We start from the raw sequence: 21,674 nt of genomic DNA on the forward strand, positions 1-21,674 counted from the left end.
CTGCGAAGTTAGCTCAAAAAGCTAATGATCGTTAGTATCAGGCAATTTGATTTCCTAATCACTTAAAATGGAGTAGCTTAGACCTATAAAATGCCTACACCATGGTGATTGATGCACACGTACACTTCTGGAAGTACAACAAGCAGCGCGATAGCTGGATGGATGACATGAAGACCCTGCAGCAAGACTACCTGCCCGAACACCTCGAACCTACGCTTCGGCGCAACGGGGTCGATGGGGTAGTGGCAGTGCAGGCCAGCCAGGAGGAAGTAGAAACCAGGTTCCTGTCGGAACTTGCCCGCACCCATCCCATCATCAAAGGGGTAGTGGGCTGGCTCGACCTACAGGCTGATAACATCGAAGAGCGGCTCGAACATTTTACCCAATACGAAAGCATCCGCGGCTACCGCCATGTGGTGCAGGCAGAACCGGATGACTTCCTGCTACGGCACAACTTCCAGCGAGGTGTGCGGGCACTGAAGGCATACAATTATACTTATGACGTATTGATCTTTCACCACCAGCTGAAGCCGGCGGTGGAGTTTGTAGCGCAGTTTCCCGATCAGAAGCTCATCATCGACCACTGCGCCAAACCCGATATCAAGCACAAGAAGATCGACGAATGGGCTGCCCTGATGAAGGAGATCGCCCAACAGCCACAGGTCTATTGCAAGCTGTCGGGCCTGTTTACCGAAGCGGCCTGGAAAACCTGGAGTGCGGCGGAATTCTATCCGTATCTCGATGTAGTGTTCGAAGCCTTTGGTACAGACAGGTTGGTATTTGGCAGCGACTGGCCGGTGATGCTGGTCAGTGGCATCTATGTACAATGGAAAAGCCTATTGGAGAAATACATGGAAAACTACAAAGCCGAAGAGAAAGACAAGGTATTTGGCCGCAATGCCCAAACCTTCTATTCTTTATAAATCATTGGCGGCTCGCAGTCCTTGTGAGCCGCCACTTTCCTTGATTCCAGATACCCGTTTGTAATTCAAGGCCTTACCTGAAAACCCGCTCCCCGCCAGCCTTTCGACCGCCTCCACTCACGGCACCGCCTCTCCCAAATAATTTCCGGACTCATCACAAAAATCCTTATATTGTGTAAGCCACACACAAACGACTGCTTTGAAACAATGCGCCGCCATATTGTTACTAAGTCTCCTTTCCTTCAACTGGTTTGGCTACCGCATTCTAGCAGACATCCTTCAGCAACAGGCAGATATAGCACTCGAAGCAAAACTGGATCAACACGATTACGACGAATCAAGGCTCGTCGAAATGCGCGTTACCCTCGACCTCCCCTATCAGACCAACTGGACCGATTTTGAACGGGTAGATGGTGAAATAGAGATCAACGGTATCCACTATAAATATGTAAAACGTAAAGTGCAGGACGGACAGCTCGTGCTCCTCTGTCTTCCCAATGAGCAAAAAATGAAACTGCAAACGGCCCGCGACGACTTCTTCAAACTCGTCAACGATTTGCAGCATCCGTCCCAAAGCAAAAAATCAGACAACCACGCCTTTTCCTTCCATAGTTTTTCCACGGAATATTGTTCCCAAAGGAACGAGTGGAGCCTGGCCGCACTCCACGCGGAACCGCTACACTTCCGCCAAACAACAGCAGTCATCCCGGAAGGCGCCTATGCCGCCACGCCAGAACAACCACCGGAGTTGCTCGGTTAATCTTCTAGTGACTCACTTTTGATCGTCTCGCAGCATTCGTATTGGCCATCCTTACATTGGCATTACCAGCACATCGATCACAACCCGTGTTCTAAAGCAGCACAAGGCTGCCATGGAACAGATACGCCATCATATCCGACTATACATGCAAAAGTTCCTTTTGGCCATCTTACTGTGCGCCTCCATTGTGTCCTGTAAACCCAAAGATGATTACCAGGCAGTGATGCACGATCCTGTCTTGTACAGCAAGCTAACCGGTCAACTCACGGAGATCATGACCTTCAACATCTTTACGCCGGTTGTAGCCAGCAGGGTATACGCCTATGCCCACCTGGCCGGCTATGAAGCCATGGCAGCTGGTGACAGCAATTACCTGTCGCTTGCCGGACAACTCAAAGGATTTGAGGGAGTACCCAAAGCACCGGCAGGCAAACCAATAGACCACCACTACGCCGCCATGATCGCCATGATGGAAGTGGGCAAAACACTCACCTTCTCCAATGCGACCATGGATAGCATCGTCAATGCCCTCAAAGACCAGGCACTCGACCACGGCATGCCCGACTCGATGGAAGCACACTCCAAAGCCTATGGAATGGAGGTAGCCAAAGCCGTACTCGGCTGGAGCAAAAAAGACAACTACGCACAAACCCGCTCTGCCCCCAAATACACCGTTCCCGAAGAAGAAGGGAAATGGATACCCACGCCGCCTGCTTATATACAGGCTGTAGAACCGCATTGGCGCACCATCCGCACCATCGCCATGGACAGCGCCAGTCAATTTGCGCCACCGCCGCCGGCCACGTATAGCAAAGACAGCAGCAGCGAATTCTACCAATGGGCCAAAGGCGTGTACGAGACCGGCAATAACCTCACCGAAGAAGAGAAAGCCATCGCCAGCTTCTGGGATTGCAACGGCTTCAAGGTAAATGTGGTGGGCCACGCGATGTTTGCCACCAAAGCCATGACCCCCGGCGGCCACTGGATGGGCATCGTCGGCATCATCTGCAAAGACAGAAACGTCAACTTTGCCAAAACCATACATACCTATACCATCGTATCCTTCGCCCTCATGGATGCCTTCATCTCCTGCTGGGACGCCAAGTATACCTGGGCACTCATTCGCCCCGAATCGATGATCAACCAATTCATCGATCCGGCGTGGAAACCGTTCTTACAAACACCACCGTTCCCGGAATATACCAGCGGTCACTCGGAAATCTCCAGCGCCGCCGCTACCGTACTCGAACACCTGTACGGAAACAATATTTCCTTCAGCGATTCCACCGAGCGGGGCTGGGGCTGGCCCGACCGGAAGTTCACCTCCGTTCGTCAGGCGGCTGACGAAGCAGGTATCAGCCGTTATTACGGCGGCATTCACTACCGCAAATCCGTGGAAGTAGCCAAAGAACAGGGCTTGCGCCTCGGCAATTACATCATAAGCAAACTGCAGACAGATAAACAGGCCAGTAAACTGGCTGCCCATTGATTCAGATCCTTTACCCATCCGAAAACAAGATATCCTACCCAAATACCAAAGAAGAAAATGCGCTAGAATCAACACGTCCAAAAACTACTGCCAAACATGAAAAAACTAATTGCTTGTTGCTGCATGCTCCTCGCTGGTGCAGCTGCCTACGCACAAGGCTGTGTAGCCATCCGTAGCACCGGTGCCGTTTGTACGAAACCCGACGCCATGGCCGACGGACACAAAGGATGGCAACTCAATACCACCTACCGCTACTTCAGATCATTCAGACATTTTGTAGGCACAGAAGAACAAAAGGAAAGACTCGAGAAAAACACAGAGGTCATCAACTGGACTCATAACCTCGACCTGGCCCTGGTACGCCACTTCAACAACCGCTGGTCGCTGGCTGTGAACCTGCCCATTATTTCCAACGTACGTTCATCGCTGTATGAACATGGAGGTAACAGCGCCAAGAATGCCCGCCACAAAACAAGCTCCTTCGGCATCGGCGATATCCGCTTCACTGGCTATTACTGGCTGTTTGACCCCATGAAATCGCCCAATGCCAATATACAGGTTGGCCTGGGCATCAAATTACCAACCGGCGACTACCAGTATCAGGACTTCTTCGTTAAAAACGATACCACCAAATTGCTCGGTCCCGTCGACCAGTCGATCCAGCTGGGGGATGGCGGCACCGGCTTCACCACGGAGATCAACGCCTACTACAACTTCTCGAAGAAGATAAGCGTGTACGGTAGCTTCTTTTACCTCCTCAATCCGCGTGAGCAAAATGGTGTATCCACCGGCCGGGGTAGCCCCGTAGCGGCAACCGCCATTACCTACGGCAGCAGCGTAATGAGTGTGCCCGATCAATACATGGTCCGCGGCGGCGCCAACTATACGCTCGACAAACTAACCGCTTCAGCAGGTATTCGTATGGAATGCGTGCCCTCCAGTGACCTTATTGGTGGCAGCAGCGGATTCAGAAGACCAGGTTATGTACTATCAGCAGAACCTGGCCTCTCCTACAACCTCCCCAAATTCAGCGCTTTCGTTACGGTACCCGTAGCCTTGCAACGCAACCGTACCCAGAGCTATGCCGATAAGCAACGAACCCGGATCACCGGCGTTTATGCGCAGGGAGATGCAGCCTTCGCCGACTACTCGATCAACATCGGCTGCTCATTCCGGTTTTAACCAATACCACTAACTAAAATTGAACTGCCAGATGAAATGCACAATACCTAACCAACTTATTCAACGCATTCTATTCGCTGTGTGCTGCCTGGTACTCCTTCGGGAACAGGCAGCTGCACAGACGGAGATCGACGGCATCATGATGGCCAAGAACAAGTTTTGCCTCGGACCGGTCTATAGCTACAGCAGCTGGACCGATTACTGGGAAGGAAAAATGAAACGCGACAACGAAAACCTGGGTCGCGTCTCCACACAAATGGCTGCCATTATGGGCAACTATGGCATCACCGACAAACTCAATGTGCTCTTCAGCCTGCCGTATGTCTCCACCAAAGCCTCGGCCGGCACGCTTCACGGCATGAACGGCATCCAGGATTTCAGCCTGTGGGTAAAGTGGATGCCCATCGAGCAAAAGATCGGCAAAGGCGACTTCTCGGCCTATGCCATCGGCGGCTACTCACTGCCGGCCTCCAATTATGCAGCAGACTTCCTACCGCTGTCTATCGGACTGCGCAGCCGGAATCTCTCCCTGCGTGCCATGGCCGATTACCAGTTGGGCTGGTTCTACGTTACCGGCTCCGCCACCTATGTGGTACGCAGTAATATCTCTATTGACCGCTCGGCCTATTATACCACCGAGATGCACTATACCAACAAGGTCGACATGCCCGATGCCGCTTCCTTCAACTTCCGCACAGGATACCGCCAGGGCAACCTGGTAGCGGAGGCCATCATCGACAACTGGACTACACTCGGCGGCTTCGACATCACCCGCAACAACATGCCCTTTCCCAGCAACAAGATGAACGCCACCCGGGTGGGCGCCAATGTCAAATACGAAATAGCACAACTGCGTGGCCTCTCGCTCATCGGCGGTGGCAACTATACCATCGCCGGCCGCAATATGGGCCAGGCCACCACGGTATACGGCGGTATTTTCTACATCCTGGATTTTGCCGCCAGCAGGAAGACCACCACTTCACCCAAAAAGAACTGACATGAAAAAGTTATTATTCGTTACTACCACCATAGTCGCAGTGGCCATTGCCCTGCCAATCGCCTGCTCCAAAGATGTAAAAGGCCGTACCGACGACCTGCCCGCCTTGCAGCCCGCCAAAACCGATATCGAGGGAGGCACCTGGAAGCCCGTATTGCTGGCCGCCGCGAATGAATTTTCCGTGCCGGTACCGTCAGCCACCACCACACCGGATTACATCGCACAGATCAATGAGATCAAGACCTGGCAGGCCGACCTCACCAGCGACGAAAAAGCTATTGTAAAATACTGGAGCGCCGGCGCGATCCTGCGTTGGAATGAGATATTGCGCGAACTGGTGGCCAAGCACAACCTGCCCCCCTATCAAAATGCCGACGGCACCTATCCGGCGCCCAACGCCAACAACCCGTTGGCCTATCCATTCTTTCCCTTTGCCAACCCTCCTTACGCTGCACGTGCTTATGCGTATGTAAGCGCCGCCCAATACGATGCCCTGGTGGCAGCCTGGCACTATAAGAAACTGTACAACCGGCAAGCGCCTTACAAGGTCGATGCGACGGTACAGGTATTGGTACCACAAACCGACCTGCCCTCCTATCCATCGGAAGATGCCGTGGTAGTTGGTGCCGCCGTGGAGATGCTGAAACTACTCTTCCCCGGCGACCAGGATTTCATTCAAGGGAAAGCAGAAGAACACAAACGTGCCCGCCTCATCGCCGGTGCCAACGTGCGCAGCGATATAGAAGCCGGTGAAGCACTCGGCAAAGCGGTAGCCCAAAAGTTCGTGACCCGCGCCCGGGGCGACCGGGCAGGTACAGCCGGTGGCAATGCCACACTCTGGAAGAAACTGGAAACAGATTGCGAAGCACGCGGAGAGAAACCCTGGTACAGCCTCGAGACACCCAAACGTCCGCCTATGTTACCGGTATTTGGTGTTGTAAAGCCTTTCCTCTTCGACTCACTCACGGCGGTGTCTTTACGTCCCGGTCCGCCACCACTCACCGGCAGCGAAAAAATGAAGCATGAAACCAATGAGATCTACGAATACGTCAACAATCCTACGCGCGAACGCCTGCGCATCGTGCACTTCTGGGCCGATGGTGCGGGTACGTATACCCCTCCGGGTCACTGGGACGCTATTGCCGCCGAAGATTTCATCACCAAGAACTACAGCGAGATCCGCTGGGCGCGCAACATGGCCTTGCTCAACATGTCACTCATGGATGCGGCCATCGTATGCTGGGATACCAAGTATTATTATTTCAACCCACGCCCCACACAACTGGATCCCAAGATCAAAACGCTGACGGGCATTCCCAATTTCCCGGCTTATATCTCCGGCCACTCCACCTTTAGTGGAGCTGCCGCCGCCATCCTCTCACACCTGGTGCCAGAAAGAGCCAGCGCTTACCAGGCAATGGCCAGCGAGGCATCTATGTCGCGTATGTACGGCGGTATACATTATCGCGCTGATTGTGAAGTGGGACTGGAAGTAGGCAAGAAGATCGGCAACTATGCAGCAGAACGGGCCAAGACCGATGGTGCCGGTAATTAAACCCAAACACCAGAGCGAATAATGATATTGACTAAACATATTCTTTCCTGTAGCACCACAAGGCACCTGCTCTTAGGAGCAGGCTGCCTTTGTTCCCAACTGGTAATGGCACAAGACCACACCAGGACCGATACCCTCAAGGCCAAAACACTCGATAGCATCACCGTCATCGCCCGGTTGCAACAGGGTGTGGTACAAACATTGTCTTCCATCCACGGCACCTATATGTATGGAGCACGGAAGACGGAGGTCATCAACCTCGACAAACTCGATGTGAACCGTACGGATAATAATCCCCGCCAGCTGTTTGCCAAAATACCCGGTGTATTTGTGTACGAGAACGACGGCACGGGCAACCAGGTCAATATCGCCACCCGCGGCCTCACCGCCCACCGTTCGTGGGAGATGAATGTGCGGCATAATGACGTCATGACCAACTCCGACCTGTATGGCTATCCGGCCAGCCACTTCAATGCGCCTACCGAATCCATCGAGCGCATCGAACTGGTGCGGGGCAGCGGCGCTTTGCAATACGGCGCCCAGTTTGGGGGTATGGTCAATTACATTACCAAAGAAGGAGATAGCAGCCGCAAGATCAGTTTCGAAACACAGAACGCTGCCGGTTCTTATGGCCTGCTCAGCACCTATAATGCCATTGGTGGCAAGGTTAACAAGCTGCAGTATTATGCCTATGTGAATTACCGAAAGTCTGACGGCTACCGCGAGAACAGCGAATACCGTTATGTAGCTACCCATGCTCACCTGACTTATCATTTTACAAACAGGTTGCGCCTGCGGGCCGAATACAACCTGATGGACTACCGCAACCACGTGAACGGGGGATTGACTGATGCCCAGTTCAATGCCAACCCGCGGCAGTCTACGCGTACGAGAAACTACTACAGCCCCACCATCCATGTTCCCTCGCTGCGATTGGACTACGATATCAGCAAGAACACGTCGATCAACTTCATCAGTTCGGCCATACTGGGTTCACGCAACAGTGTGCAGTTCATCGCCCTCAGCACCGTGAAAGACACTTTCAATACCACGCTGGGCAGCTATAACCCACGCCAGGTAGACATCGATCAATACCACAGTTATGCGCAGGAGTTGCGGGTGAGGCACAGCTATAAACTGTTCAGCAAACCATCTACCGTCGTAGCCGGTGTACGCTACATCAACAACGACCTGCACCGCATGCAATTGGGCAAGGGTACTACCGGGTTCGATTACGACCTCAGCCTGACCGATCCGCAATGGGGCAGGGACCTTCATTTCAAAACGCAGAACGTATCGCTCTTTGCCGAAAACATGTTGCAGTTGTCGAGGCAGTGGTTGCTGACGGCGGGTATACGCTACGAGAACGGGGAGACCCGTATGAATGGCACCATCAAGAACTACACAGCAGGGGAGATCCCTGTCAACATTCCGCATCGCTTTGTTTTGCTGGGTGCCGGGTTGCAATACCAACCCAGCAGTACTTTAACTGTATTTGCCAACTGGGCACAGGCTTACCGGCCAGTAATCTTTGCCGACATCATCCCCACCAGCAACCTCAATAAGATTGATCATAATATCAAGGATGCCAGCGGCAGCAATGCCGAGCTGGGTGTCCGTGGCCGCATCAGCCAGTACCTGCATTTCGACCTCACCCTGTTCAATATGAACTACGGCAACCGGGTGGGCAACATGGCCCAGGTCCAGAACAACCAAACCTATCTGCTGCGCACCAATATTGGCGACGCCACCACGCGGGGTGCAGAACTGTATGTAGAATTCCAGCCACTGGCCTGGCTTAGCGGATACCGCTCCCCCTTCCAGCTTTCGGTATTTACTTCCACAGCCTATATCCATGCACGCTATAAGAACGGGCAGGCTACTGTAAATGGTGCCAACATCGATGTAACCGGTAACTGGATCGAAACGACGCCCAACTGGATCAGCCGCAACGGCGTGCAAATGGGATATCGGGGATTATCTGCCACGGTACAGTACAGCATTACCGGCAAGTCTTATGCGGACGCACTCAATACGGTGCAGCCCAATGCCAGCGGCACCATTGGCCTGGTACCTGGCTACCAGCTGGTTGACCTCAACCTCACCTGGCGGTTTGCCAAACATTACAATGTGAAATGCTCCCTGAACAATCTTTTCGACAAACAATATTTTACAGAGCGTCCTCCATTCTTCCCCGGCCCAGGCGGTATATACCCGTCTGATGGCCGTTCGATCATTTTCTCCATCGGCGCTTCTCTGTAATAAACGACGTAATTAGTCTTAGTTAGTTATAAATGGTCACCCCCGTTTCTACGGGGGTGTATTTTTTGTAGGAGATATATTGCTTAATTTAGAACCATCCAAACCGGTCGGTTATGAAGAAAACGATAGGATTGATCTCCTTGATGGGGTTTGTATTGCTCGCTACTGCCCAGTTGCCGGCATCCCCCGATAAGATCTATGGCGATCTGTTTCACCAGGTACAGATGAGTAAGATCTTTCCCGACGGAAAAACATTCGTGGACTGTATCCCCAAGCGCGCTCCCAAAGACATCATGTATGATTACGGGATGCGAAAAGGCCCGCAGTTTGACCTGAAGAAATTCGTGGAGGAAAACTTCGAACTACCACATACCCCACAACTGAACTATATCACCCGGGAGAAAGATGTAGTCATGCACATCAGGAACCTATGGGGTGTATTGAAACGCGAACCCGATATTACGCCCGGCGCACCGCCCATGGGCGCCCAGGCCCGGGAAGGCACCTCGCTCTTACCACTTCCTTATCCTTACATCGTACCCGGTGGCCGCTTCCGCGAGGTTTATTACTGGGATTCTTATTTCACGCTGCTGGGACTGAAAGAAAGCGGGGAAAATGTCATGGTCGAAAACATGGTCAGGAATTTCGCGTACCTGATCGACACCTATGGCCATATTCCCAATGGCAACCGCAGTTATTACCTCAGTCGTTCACAGCCTCCTTTCTTTGCCCTGATGGTCGAATTGCTGGCCGAGATCAAAGGCGACTCCATCTACACCACCTTTCTGCCTGCGCTGGAAAAAGAATACCAGTTCTGGATGGAAGGCGCACAGAAGCTAAAACCCGGTCAGGCCGCGCGGCGGGTAGTGAAGTTGAAAGACGGCACGGTCATGAACCGCTATTGGGATGACAGTCCGACCCCACGCCCTGAAAGCTACCGCGAAGACGTAGAGACCGCCAATAAGACCAAACGCCCCAAAACGGAAGTGTATACGCACCTGCGTGCCGGTGCTGAGAGTGGCATCGACTTCAGCAGCCGCTGGCTGGCAGATGGTAAAACACTTACTTCGATACAAACGACCGACTACATTCCCGTAGACCTCAACGCCCTGCTCTACAAACTGGAGATCGTGATGACCAAGGCCTATGTGGTGAAACATGCCGATAGCCTGTCGGCCGTATTCCGGAAGATCTCGGAGAAAAGAGCACTGTCCATCGACAAATATTGCTGGAACAACAAGCTCAACTTCTATGTCGATTATAATTTCCGCACGCTGAAACAATCTACCATCATATCGCCTGCCGGCATGTATCCCTTTTGTGTGTATACGCGCAAGCTCGATTACATGAGCCTGTTGGCCCGCCGGGCGGGCGCCGTGGTACGTGAGCAGCTGCTACGGGATGGTGGCGTACAAACCACCGCCCATGCTACCGGTGAACAGTGGGATGCCCCCAATGGCTGGGCGCCCCTGCAGTGGATGACTATCTGGGGACTTGATCGTTGTGGTCAGCGCGAGCTGGCCCGCGATATCGCCGACCGCTGGATGAAACTCAACATCGAAGTGTTTCAGCGCACCGGCAAACTCATGGAGAAATACAATGTAGTTGATACCAAGCTGGAAGCCGGTGGGGGAGAATATGCGGGACAGGATGGTTTTGGCTGGACCAACGGTGTATTACTTAAACTCATCAGCAAATACGGAATGCCCAAAGAACAATAATGAAACAGTACTTATTAACCCTGATCCTTTTTCTGGCCGCCTTTACCAGCTTCGCACAAAATAAACACTCCTTTCCAAAAGATTTTATCGGCCATTGGCAGGGCACGTTGCATTGGTATTCGCAGGGGGCGGATACGCCTAAAACGGTCAATATGGAGCTCACCGTGCGGCCTCATCCCGACAGCGCCGGCCAATATACCTGGCATATCGTGTACGGTAAGCCGGGGCAGGATAGCCGCCCTTATGTGTTGAAACCGGTGGATGTGGCGAAGGGGCATTGGGTGATCGATGAGGTCAATGGCATTGTGCTCGACCAATACTGGATCGGTGGCAAGTTTGCCGGCGCTTTTACGGTGGGTACGGTCACCATTCTCAACAGCTACTGGATCGAAAATGGTCAGCTACAGGTAGAATTCTACTCCCACCCGCCCAAGCCATTGGCCACCACCGGTAAAGGCACGGAAGACTCACCGACCGTCGACAGCTACCAGATCAGGTCGTACCAGCGGGCTGTGCTCAGCAAAAAATGAGACAAACAGTTACCTTCGCACAAATTTTTACCATGACCCGCTGGATAATCTGTTGTCTTTTGCCCCTTGTGTTTGTTGGTTGCTCGCCCAATAATGTGGATGTAGAGAATGACCTGAAGCAGTATTTTGACGCGAACAAAGTAACCGGCACCTTCGGCATGTTTGACAATGGCCAGGGTCGTTTTTCAGTCTACAACCTGCCCCGGTTTACCGATAGCGTGTACCTGCCCGCCTCGACTTTCAAGATCATCAACTCCCTGATCGGTCTCGAAACCGGACAAGCGCTGGATAGCTCTACCATTATCAACTGGGATGGCATCGACCGTGGCCGGCCCGAGTGCAACCGCAACATGAGCATGAGAGATGCCTTCCGCATTTCCTGCCCACCATGGTACCAGGAGCTGGCCCGCCGCATCGGCAAACCCGCCATGCAGAAATGGATCGACACCCTGGGCTATGCACAGCGCTATGGCAAGTTTACCATTGGCAACAACCTCGATACGTTCTGGCTCGACAACAGCGCCAAAGTAACGGCTGATGAAGAATTGGGCATCGCCAAAAAGCTCTACTTCGACCAACTCCCTTTCCAGAAAAGATCACAACGCATTGTACGTGATATGATGCTTTGGGAAACAGACGCCAACTATCACCTTTCGTACAAAACAGGCTGGGGTTTCACCGAAAAAGGCAATGCCCTCGGTTGGATCGTAGGCTGGATCGAAGAGAACCAACACCCTTACTTTTTCGTGTTGCAGATAGAATCGAACGACCACAACTTCGATATGGCGCCCGTACGCATCAAGATGCTGAAAGACATCCTGAAACACAAGGGGTTCATGGAAGGCAAGCGTTAATGACTTGACAGAACCGGCCCGGTGATCCCAGGAATACCTGGTTTGTAGGATTGGCTACCTGACTCGTCTGCTTAAGCCATTAGCTGGCATGCCAGCGCGACGATCTGTTCTACCAGTTTAGCTCCCGCCCCTACCTGCCCGCGCCGAGCTCGATTCAACAAATAATTAGCATTCCCGAAGGCTTTCAATAACTTGAAAGCCTTCTCTTTATGGGAAATAAGTACTACATTTCCAATCTGGTTTGATTATTGATCTAACCCCTTCGTGAACGTGGAACTTCGATTTCAACATATAGAATATCTGATTGGGCTGGCGGGCATACCGCTGGTCATTGCCCTGTTTTTGTGGGTGCTTCGCTGGAAGAAAAAGACCGCCCGGAAGATCGGCGACGAACAGCTGGTCAGGCAGCTCACCGGCAGCTATTCCCCCAAAAACTTCCTCTTCAAATTCCTGTTGCTGGCGGTATCGCTGGCAGCCATCATTACCGGTGCCGCCAACCTGCAGCAGCCTGGACCCATGGAGCAGGTGCAGCGCAAAGGGGTGGATGTAGCCATTGCCCTCGACGTGAGTAAGAGTATGCTGGCGGATGATATCAAACCCAGTCGCCTCGACCGGGCCAAGCAAATGGTGCTCAAACTGATGGAGCAATTGCCCGACGACCGGATCGCCCTGGTGCTGTTTGCCGGCAGGGCCTATATGCAAATGCCGCTGACCACCGATCACAGCGCTGCCCGTATGTTTGTGCAGCAGGCGAGCCCCGATGTAGTACCCGCACAGGGTACGGTGATCACCGAAGCGCTCCGCATGAGCAACACCGCCTTCAACAGTAAAGAAAGAAAGTATAAATCCATCATCCTGATCACCGACGGCGAAGACCACGACCCCGGGGCCGTTCCCCTCGCCCAGCAGTTGACGGAAGACGGCGTGATGATCAATACCATTGGGATCGGATCGCCCGAAGGCGCCCCCATCCCGGACCCTGCCACCGGCGACTTCAAGAAAGACCAGCAGGGCAATACCGTGATCACCAAACTCAATGAACCTGAGTTGCAGCAACTGGCTGCAGCCACCAAAGGCATCTACCTGCGACTTTCGAATATCGAAGAAGCGGTAAAAGCCCTGAAAGACCAGTTGGCTACCATCGAATCGACTTCCATGGACGATAGCGCTTTCAAGAACTTCAAGAATTATTTTCCCTGGTTCCTGGGCGCCGCCCTGGTATTGCTGGTATTGGAATTCTTTTACCCCGAAAGAAAACGTGTAGCCCCATGAACAGGTCATTAACCATCACCCTGGCATTGGCCCTTTGCACGGCCGCCACACAGGCGCAGACCGAGAACAAGGCCATTCGCTCAGCCAATAAACTGTACAAAGAAGGCAAGTTCGAAGAAGCCCTGCCTCAGTACGAGAAAGCGTTGTCGCTGAACCCGGGCAACCCGGTGGGCCACTACAATATCGGCAATGCGCGTTTCCGCAAAGATGATTTCGCGAATGCCGTGAAAGACTTCGATACCGCTGCGGCAGCCGCTACGACCAACGAACTCAAACAACGGTCTACCTATAACAAGGGCGTCGCCCTGACCAAACAGAAAAAGCTGCAGGAAAGCATCGAGGCCTACAAGCAAGCCCTCCGCCTCGATCCGCAGGATGCGATCACCCGCTACAACCTGGAGAAAGCCCTGTCGGAGCTGAAAAAGCAGCAGCAACAAAACCAACAGCAGCAAAAGCAGCAGGAGCAGGACCAGAAAAAAGACCAGAAGCAGCAGAAACCGCAGCCACAGCCGCAACCCAAGCTCGACAAGAAGAAGATAGAGCAGTTCCTCAAGTCGCTCGAGCAGAAGGAGCAGGAAGTGCAGCGTAAAATGCAGCAAAACAAGACCCGCGCCGCCAGCCAACCCGAAAAGGACTGGTAGCCAAATTCCTGCAACAATTACCGTCCACTTTTCGTTTTAACTGACATTCAAGGGAATAAAGAGCAGGTGCTGACCCAAGGCCCAATGGCCGCAGGCTACCAGCTTCTTTGTACCTTTGCACCTCAATTACAAATAAGCACATGCAGCTGTACTGTGAATCACTGACAGAATATAAGCGCCTCCAGACCCGGGAAGTTAAGATTGGACATTTGCTGCTTGGTAACAACCACCCCATACGGGTGCAAACGATGACTACCACGGATACCATGGATACTATTGCGACAGTAGAGCAATCCATCCGTTGTATCGAAGCCGGCGCCGAGCTGGTACGCATCACCGCCCCCAGCAAAAAAGAAGCAGAGAACTTACTCGTCATAAAGAATGAACTCCGCAAAAGAGGATACGATACACCACTGGTAGCCGATATACACTTTACACCCAATGCGGCAGAAGTGGCGGCCCGCATCATCGAAAAAGTGCGGGTGAACCCGGGCAATTATGTCGACAAGAAGAAGTTTGAACAGATCGATTATACGGATGCAGAATATGCCGAGGAGATCGAGCGTATCCGCGAACGCTTCACCCCGCTGGTGAAGATCTGCCGCGAGTACGGCACCGCCATGCGCATCGGCACCAACCACGGCTCGCTCAGCGACCGTATCATGAGCCGCTATGGCGATTCGCCCATCGGCATGGTAGAAAGCGCCATGGAGTTTCTGCGCATTGCCCGTGCGGAGAACTACCACCAGATCATCCTGAGTATGAAGGCCAGCAACCCGCAGGTCATGGTACAAGCTTATCGCCTGCTGGTACAAAGTATGACCGCAGAGTTCAACGAATGTTATCCGCTCCACCTCGGTGTTACGGAAGCAGGTGACGGTGAAGATGGACGTATCAAATCGGCCATCGGTATTGGCACCTTGCTCGAAGACGGTATCGGTGATACCATCCGTGTGTCACTCACAGAAGATCCCGAGTTTGAGATACCCGTTTGTAAAGACCTCGTCAAAAGATACGAAGGCAAGAGAAAGCCCGGTGGTGTTACGCCTCCCATGGAGAAGATCACCTACAATCCTTTCGAATACCAGCGCCGCGAAACCTTCACCGTCGACAATATCGGCGGCAAACAGGTACCGGTGGTCATTGCAGACCTCAGCAAAGTAGAAGAGATAACGCCCGCCAGCCTGCAAAGCATCGGTTATACTTACGATGAGCCTACCGACAAATGGAATATCGGTGATGCAGCGGCAGATTACATCTTCACCGGCAATAAGATCGTGCCCTTTGCCCTGCCCGGCATGCTGAAAGTGATCACGTATCCTGCTGCCTGGATACAGGCGGAAGATAAAACCAAGTACTTCCCTATCTTCAACGATAGCGGGTATGCTACGGCGGAAGCGAAAAGCGATCACCTCAACTTTGTGATGGTCGATTGTTTCAGCGACGAGACGCCGATCAACAACTATACCTACCTCGATGCCCTGGCCAATGACCCAACCGTAGTCATCTGCCTCAGCAGTACCAACCAGAATGCGATGCAATCCGTGCGACGCATGGTGACGGAACTACAGGCGCGGAAGATCAAGAATCCGGTGGTGCTGATCACCGATAGCAATGAACAGACGCCGGATGAGCACCTGATCCATTTTGCCACCGAGACCGGCGCGCTGCTGCTGGAAGGATTTGGCGATGGTATCTGCCTGGGTTATGGCAGTCAGGCCCAGATGGAGAATATCCAGGTAACAGGCCGTACCTACCTGCCACTGAAAGACATCTTCCAGTTTACCAACAATACCGCTTTCTCGATACTGCAGGCCACGCGTACCCGCATATCGAAAACAGAATATATCTCTTGCCCTTCCTGCGGCCGTACATTGTTTGATCTGCAGGAAACGACGGCCAAGATCCGTTCGGTCACCAATCACCTCAAGGGCGTCAAGATCGCCATCATGGGTTGCATTGTCAATGGTCCCGGAGAGATGGCCGACGCTGATTTCGGATATGTGGGCAGCGGTCCCGGCAAGATCACGCTCTACAGGGGCAAGGATGTGGTGAAGCGGAATGTAGATAGTCATATTGCTGTAGAAGAACTGATCAACCTGTTGAAAGAGAATGAAGCCTGGGTGGAACCATAACGGAATAGCCAAGTAACACCCAGCGATCGCCTTATAGCCAAAAACAAAACTACCTTCTGTTGTGAATCGTATAGACCGACTGCACGCCATTCTTACGCACCTGCAAAGCAAGAAGCGGGTGACGGCCCAGGAGATCGCCGACCGGTTCGAGATCAGCCTGCGTACCGTGTACCGCGATGTCAAGGCGCTCGACGAGAGCGGCGTACCAGTGATCGGCGAGGCTGGCACCGGCTATACCATTATGGAGGGTTACCGCCTGCCACCGGTGATGTTTACCCAGGAAGAGGCCGCCTCTTTGCTGCTGGGTGGCAAACTCGCCGCCCATATGACGGATGAGTCGGTCAAGAAGCATTTCGAAACGGCACTGTTCAAGATCAAGGCGGTATTGCGCACCACCGATAAAGAGCAGATGGATATCCTGGCCGACCACATCGAGATCATCCGCTCACGCATTCCCGACGAAGAGGCGCCCAGCCAGCACCTGACGGCCCTGCAAAAGGCCATAGCGGACAAACGTTCCATCTTCATACTGTATCATTCCAATTACAACGAGCAGGTCAGCGAACGGGTGATAGAACCAATTGGTCTTTGTCATTACAGTGGCAACTGGCACCTGATCGGCTGGTGTCGCTTGCGCAATGGCTACCGGGACTTCCGGGTGAGCCGTATCCGGCGCTTGCAGTTGAAAGACGAACAATACGATCTATCGGTGCACCCCTCTTTGCAGGAATACCTGAAGCAGATGATGAGCAGTCATGAATTGCAGGAGGTAGTCTTGCGCTTTGACAAAGACGTGGTGAAATACATGCGCGAGCAGAAGTATTACTATGGGTTTGTGCGGGAAGAGGAAGAAGCCGACTTCATCCGTATGCACTTCCTGACGGGTTCTATGAGTGGCTTTGGCCGTTGGTTGCTGATGTATACGAATGCCGTGAGGGTGGAGTCGCCCGCCGGCCTGGTCACCCTCCTGCAGCAGTATGCGGCGGAGTTGCACAACCATCACGGGTAGACTTTTGGGGCATTTCAACCCGCCGATCTTCCTTTTCGTGGCACTTCCTTTCCGCTTCGGCCGACGCTCGGTCCAGGCTCCAATAGGCACCCACCTGTCCGCACCTTCAGCACCAGGCTATTATGGACCTCCATGTTCAGCTCTTCCAATTATCTAATTTCCATTTTTGCATGCCTCCTGACATAGGGCTGTCACTAGCCGGTTGTTGCTTTGTACAAACAAAAGCACTTACTATGCAAATCAAGACCTATCCCCCGGTTACTGTTCTTTACAGCCGTCACCGCACCACCATCGGCCAGTTGGGCGATTTTGTGGGCACAGTCGCCAAAGACCTGTTTGCTGAAGCGGTAGAATTCGATGCACTCATCAGCGGCCCCGTCATCTGGGTCTACCATGGCATGGATGGTAAGCCAGATACCGAATTCACCCTGGAGATCGCCGTTCCCGTACAAGGCACCATCCGCTCCAGCCGCTTCGCCGTCAAGCAGTTACCTGCTTTCAAAGCCCTCACCCACAACCACGAAGGCCCCTGGACAGAGATGCCGCAGACTTACGGAGACATCATGCAGCATGTCGACGCCCATAAAATTCCCCTGACCGAGGAATCGCGGGAACTCTATTACAACATCGACTTCCAGCAACCGCAGCACAACATCACTCAAATACAATTGGGCGTCGTTTAAAACCTATAGCCATGACAAAACTCCACCGCATCTTCCCTGGCATCGTTATTTGTGCCCTGTTGGGGTTAACCCAGTGCCGGGAAGCAGACACCACCAATGCAGGTCAGCCGACAGCCACTAAAGATTCGCTCACCACCAAAAGACCAGCTATGAAACTGAATGCAGGCATCGTTACCGATAAACTGACCCAAAGCAAGGCTTTCTACCAACGTGTCCTCAACTTTGGCGTTACGTTCGAGAACGACTTCTACTTGTTGATGCACACGCCCGACCAGGCTACCAACCTGGCTTTTCTGTTACCCAACCACCCCTCGCAACAACCGATCTTCCAGGCGCCCTTTGCCGGCAAAGGCATGTTCCTGACCATTGAAGTAGATGATGCCGATGCCGAATACAACCGCATCAAAGCCCTCGGCATCAACATTGCCGTACCCATACGCGATGAGCCCTGGGGCGACCGCCATTTCTCTTTTTATGACCCCAATGGCATTGGCATCGACATCGTAAAATACTCGGCACCGCAGCCGTAATCATTTATAGCACGACAACTCCCTGTATAGCAAAAGAAAGAGGCTGCTCCGGAAGGAAACAGCCTCTTATTATTGTAACAACGTGCTTGCTTAGATCGCTTTGGCGCCGTCTTCTATCTGTGTTACATACACCAGGGGTACTTGCCTGAACAATTGCTCGAAGGCTCTCTGGATCTTCTCCGTAAAAACCGGCACGGCTTCTTTCTTCACGATGTTGATGGTACAACCACCAAAGCCACCACCCATCATTCGGGAACCCATGACACCGTCGATATAACCAGCCCGCTCAGCCAGGAAGTCGAGCTCCGTGCAGCTAACGCTGTATTGCTTGCTCAATCCCTGGTGGGTAGCATTCATCATCTGACCGAAGGTGGTAAGATCGCCTTGCTGCAGGGCCTCGCAACCCCTCAGCAAACGCTCTTTCTCACTGACCACATACCAGCAACGGTCGTACACAATGGGCGACAACTCTTGGCGGTGCAGTTCCAGCACATCCATCGTCACGTCGCGCAGGGAGTTGATATCGGCGTAATGCTTTTTGAGGATTGCCACGCCTTCTTCGCACTGCTGCCTGCGGATATTGTATTCGGAACCTGCCAGCGAATGGCTCACCATACTGTTGACCAAAACAATATTGTAATCGGGGAAGTTGAAGGGGATATAATCGTATTCGAGGCTGCGGCAGTCGAGACGCATCACATGCCCGGCCTTGCCGTGCAGGCTCGCAAACTGGTCCATGATACCGCACATCACCCCTACAAAAGTATGTTCTGTCTTTTGGCCGATCAGGGCGAGGTCCATGCGGCTGAAGCCCAATTTAAAGATCTCATTGAGGGCAAAACCGTAGGCTGAGGTCAGCGCTGCGGAAGAGCTCATGCCAGCACCCACCGGTACATCGCCGTCGATGATCACATCAACACCACTGATTTGCTTGCCGCGGTCCTGGATATGATAGGTAACGCCCAGCAGGTAGTTCATCCAGCCATTGACGGGCTGGATACCGGTGAGCTTAAAGGAATACGATTCGTTGAACTGGTTGGCGTAGACGTTGATGGTATCGGTGTTGTTCTCGGCCATGGCCACGTACATCTTTTTGTCGACGGCGCCAGGCAATACAAAACCTTCATTGTAATCGGTGTGCTCTCCGATCAGGTTAACGCGGCCGGGTGCGGCGATAACAAGCGCTTCCTTATTGTAAAGTTCCTGGAATTGCTTGCGTAATTGTTCTGCGATCATAACTACAAAAAAATTATTTTTAATCCCTTATAACGGAAGTATGAGTTTTACAATTGACAGGTACCGGATCAACGATCTATCGATTCTGCGGCTGCAAGATAAGGCAACGGGAGCAATGGTGGGTATTTTACCGGAACATGGCGCCCTGCTGCACGCCTTTGAAATTCCCGTGGGGGGAAAACCCTTCAATGTGGTAGACAATTACCCCGACCGGGCCTCACTTGACCAGGAACTGACCCTCTCGTACAAAAGCGCCAAACTATCGCCTTTTCCCTGTCGCATCGCCAACGGCCGGTATGAATATGAGGGTGAGCACTATGAATTTCCCCGCAAGTTTGTAGACGGTACCGCCATACATGGTTTGCTGGCCGACAAACCTTTTCAGCTGCTCAACCACTATGCCGATGACCAGATGGCGGCAGCCACTTTCCGGTATCATTATGACCGGGAAGATCCCGGTTACCCGTTCACCTACAATTGTGAGTTGCGTTATACCCTGCACCCGAACAACGTATTGCAGCTACAGACCACCCTGCTCAACCTCGACGACCGAACCATTCCCATCGCCGACGGCTGGCACCCTTATTTTGCCCTGGGAGGCAGTGTGAATGACCAGGAACTTCAATTCAGCTCCGATACCATGCTTGAGTTCGACGACCGGCTGATCCCCACCGGCGAAGTGATCAAGGTACCCGACTACCTGCAGCCGGCACCACTCGGCCACCGGCAGCTCGACAATTGTTTTGTGCTCGAAGTGCAGGAGGGCATGCCCTGTTGCCTGCTGCGCAATCCGGCCAATGGACTCAGTTTATCCATCTACACCAACGTGTTATATCCTTATCTCCAGATTTATACCCCCGATCACCGCCGCAGCATTGCCATTGAGAACCTGAGCAGTGCGCCCGACTGCTTCAACAACGGGATGAATGTACACCTGCTGGCGCCCCGCGCCAGCCTCACTTTTAACGTATGGTACCAATTGAGTGTGGAATAATTCGAGTATTTTGCCGGCAAATATGTATGTGCGTATGAAGTTCCTGAGATACACCCTTGTCCTGTTGTTTTTAGGTATGCTCGCCAGCTGTTACGAAGTCAATGAAGAGATCGTGATCAAAGAAGATGGCAGCGGTACTTACCTGACGAAAATGGACATGAGCCCCCTGATCGAAATGATGCAAACCTTTGCCGGCGAAGAGGAACTCACCAAAGACGGGCTGGACAAAGCCATCGATACGACCATCAGCTTCAAAGATATTCTCGACTCTTCTAAAGACGCTACGGCCGAGCAACGCGCCCTCATGGACAAAGGCACCATGAAAATGCAGATGAACATCAAGGAGAAATTGTTCAAGATGGACATGAACTTCCCCTTCAGCGGTTATAGCAGCCTGCAAAAACTGATGGAAGGACAAGCCAACGGCACGGGTGGCATGAGTGATATGTTTAAAGGTTTTCTCGGCGGCGAGAAGAAGCCCGCACCCGATACCACCAAGATCATCGACGAAGCGAAGGAACCGGATATGAAAGACATTGCCGGCATCTTCGATGTAGTGGCGAAGAATGGTCTTATCAGCAAAAAGAAAAACGAGGCAAAATACAAGGCCCTCCTGGCGATGCCCGACATGGAAAAGCTAAAGAGCCTGCAGGGCTCGGGCATGGAGATCCTCTATACCACGACGATCAAACTGCCCCGCCCCGTGAAGAGCGCTGACAACACCCTCATCAAATTGTCGGAAGACAAGAAGACGGTAACGATGCGGTACAACCTGCTTGACCTGCTGGAAAATCCCGACAAATACGCTTACACCATCACTTACTAAAGATACCGGGGCCGCAAATTGCGGCCCTTTTTTATGTTGACACCTGCCGGCGATGGTGGTTGTTAATCGACTGCC

At 52.7% G+C, this 21,674-nt stretch carries 19 protein-coding genes; 18 read left to right on the forward strand and 1 reads right to left on the reverse strand.

What is annotated here, in order from left to right; translation table 11 throughout:
* Positions 1-101: 101 nt before the first annotated feature.
* The 16 genes from P2W70_RS06545 to P2W70_RS06620 all read left to right on the forward strand — a co-directional run bounded on the left by P2W70_RS06545 (position 102) and on the right by P2W70_RS06620 (position 18,543).
* Entirely contained in the window at positions 102-923 is an 822-nt protein-coding gene (locus P2W70_RS06545) for an amidohydrolase family protein (protein ID WP_276480633.1), read from the forward strand.
* Between the two features lie 199 nt (positions 924-1,122).
* Positions 1,123-1,683 (forward strand): hypothetical protein, encoded by a 561-nt coding sequence (locus P2W70_RS06550; RefSeq protein WP_276480634.1) that lies wholly within the window; start codon positions 1,123-1,125, stop codon positions 1,681-1,683.
* Between the two features lie 145 nt (positions 1,684-1,828).
* Positions 1,829-3,172 carry a vanadium-dependent haloperoxidase gene (locus P2W70_RS06555; protein WP_276480635.1) on the forward strand — a complete coding sequence of 448 codons (1,344 nt, stop codon included), beginning with the start codon at positions 1,829-1,831 and terminating at the stop codon, positions 3,170-3,172.
* Between the two features lie 96 nt (positions 3,173-3,268).
* Positions 3,269-4,354 (forward strand): transporter, encoded by a 1,086-nt coding sequence (locus P2W70_RS06560; RefSeq protein WP_276480636.1) that lies wholly within the window; start codon positions 3,269-3,271, stop codon positions 4,352-4,354.
* Between the two features lie 31 nt (positions 4,355-4,385).
* Complete coding sequence (locus tag P2W70_RS06565; protein ID WP_276480637.1) at positions 4,386-5,351, forward strand: hypothetical protein; 966 nt, start codon at positions 4,386-4,388, stop codon at positions 5,349-5,351.
* 1 nt (position 5,352) lies between these two features.
* Complete coding sequence (locus P2W70_RS06570) at positions 5,353-6,906, forward strand: vanadium-dependent haloperoxidase (RefSeq protein ID WP_276480638.1); 1,554 nt, start codon at positions 5,353-5,355, stop codon at positions 6,904-6,906.
* Between the two features lie 105 nt (positions 6,907-7,011).
* Positions 7,012-9,168, forward strand: a complete 2,157-nt coding sequence (locus P2W70_RS06575) for a TonB-dependent receptor family protein (RefSeq protein WP_276480639.1) — start codon at positions 7,012-7,014, stop codon at positions 9,166-9,168.
* Between the two features lie 113 nt (positions 9,169-9,281).
* Positions 9,282-10,889 (forward strand): alpha,alpha-trehalase TreF, encoded by a 1,608-nt coding sequence (gene treF, locus P2W70_RS06580; protein ID WP_276480640.1) that lies wholly within the window; start codon positions 9,282-9,284, stop codon positions 10,887-10,889.
* Positions 10,889-11,419: a hypothetical protein gene (locus P2W70_RS06585; RefSeq protein WP_276480641.1), complete on the forward strand. Its 531-nt coding sequence runs from the start codon at positions 10,889-10,891 to the stop codon at positions 11,417-11,419. The genes treF and P2W70_RS06585 overlap by 1 nt, the downstream gene beginning before the upstream one ends.
* Before the next feature lie 32 nt (positions 11,420-11,451).
* Positions 11,452-12,273, forward strand: coding sequence for a penicillin-binding transpeptidase domain-containing protein (locus P2W70_RS06590; RefSeq protein WP_276480642.1), 822 nt, complete (start codon positions 11,452-11,454; stop codon positions 12,271-12,273).
* A 270-nt stretch (positions 12,274-12,543) separates the two neighbouring features.
* Positions 12,544-13,545, forward strand: a complete 1,002-nt coding sequence (locus tag P2W70_RS06595; RefSeq protein ID WP_276480643.1) for a vWA domain-containing protein — start codon at positions 12,544-12,546, stop codon at positions 13,543-13,545.
* Positions 13,542-14,186 carry a tetratricopeptide repeat protein gene (locus tag P2W70_RS06600; protein WP_276480644.1) on the forward strand — a complete coding sequence of 215 codons (645 nt, stop codon included), beginning with the start codon at positions 13,542-13,544 and terminating at the stop codon, positions 14,184-14,186. Before P2W70_RS06595 ends, P2W70_RS06600 begins: the two co-directional genes overlap by 4 nt.
* Before the next feature lie 140 nt (positions 14,187-14,326).
* Positions 14,327-16,321, forward strand: coding sequence for a (E)-4-hydroxy-3-methylbut-2-enyl-diphosphate synthase (ispG, locus tag P2W70_RS06605; protein ID WP_276480645.1), 1,995 nt, complete (start codon positions 14,327-14,329; stop codon positions 16,319-16,321).
* A gap of 61 nt (positions 16,322-16,382) precedes the next feature.
* Entirely contained in the window at positions 16,383-17,330 is a 948-nt protein-coding gene (locus tag P2W70_RS06610; protein WP_276480646.1) for a helix-turn-helix transcriptional regulator, read from the forward strand.
* 233 nt (positions 17,331-17,563) lie between these two features.
* On the forward strand, positions 17,564-18,013 hold the full coding sequence (locus P2W70_RS06615) for a GyrI-like domain-containing protein (protein ID WP_276480647.1): 450 nt from the start codon (positions 17,564-17,566) through the stop codon (positions 18,011-18,013).
* 11 nt (positions 18,014-18,024) lie between these two features.
* Positions 18,025-18,543 carry a VOC family protein gene (locus P2W70_RS06620; RefSeq protein ID WP_276480648.1) on the forward strand — a complete coding sequence of 173 codons (519 nt, stop codon included), beginning with the start codon at positions 18,025-18,027 and terminating at the stop codon, positions 18,541-18,543.
* 90 nt (positions 18,544-18,633) lie between these two features.
* Here the strand turns inward: P2W70_RS06620 and galK are convergent, their stop codons facing one another.
* Positions 18,634-19,779: a galactokinase gene (galK, locus tag P2W70_RS06625; RefSeq protein WP_276480649.1), complete on the reverse strand. Its 1,146-nt coding sequence runs from the start codon at positions 19,777-19,779 to the stop codon at positions 18,634-18,636.
* 40 nt (positions 19,780-19,819) lie between these two features.
* Between galK and P2W70_RS06630 the strand changes: the two genes are divergently transcribed.
* The gene (locus tag P2W70_RS06630) at positions 19,820-20,773 is read left to right on the forward strand and encodes an aldose 1-epimerase (protein ID WP_276480650.1); all 954 of its coding nucleotides are present in this window, start codon (positions 19,820-19,822) and stop codon (positions 20,771-20,773) included.
* A 34-nt stretch (positions 20,774-20,807) separates the two neighbouring features.
* Entirely contained in the window at positions 20,808-21,599 is a 792-nt protein-coding gene (locus P2W70_RS06635) for a hypothetical protein (RefSeq protein WP_276480651.1), read from the forward strand.
* Positions 21,600-21,674 lie beyond the last annotated feature (75 nt).

It is taken from the genome of Paraflavitalea pollutisoli (assembly GCF_029360705.1).
GTDB classification, from domain to species: Bacteria; Bacteroidota; Bacteroidia; order Chitinophagales; family Chitinophagaceae; genus Paraflavitalea; species Paraflavitalea pollutisoli.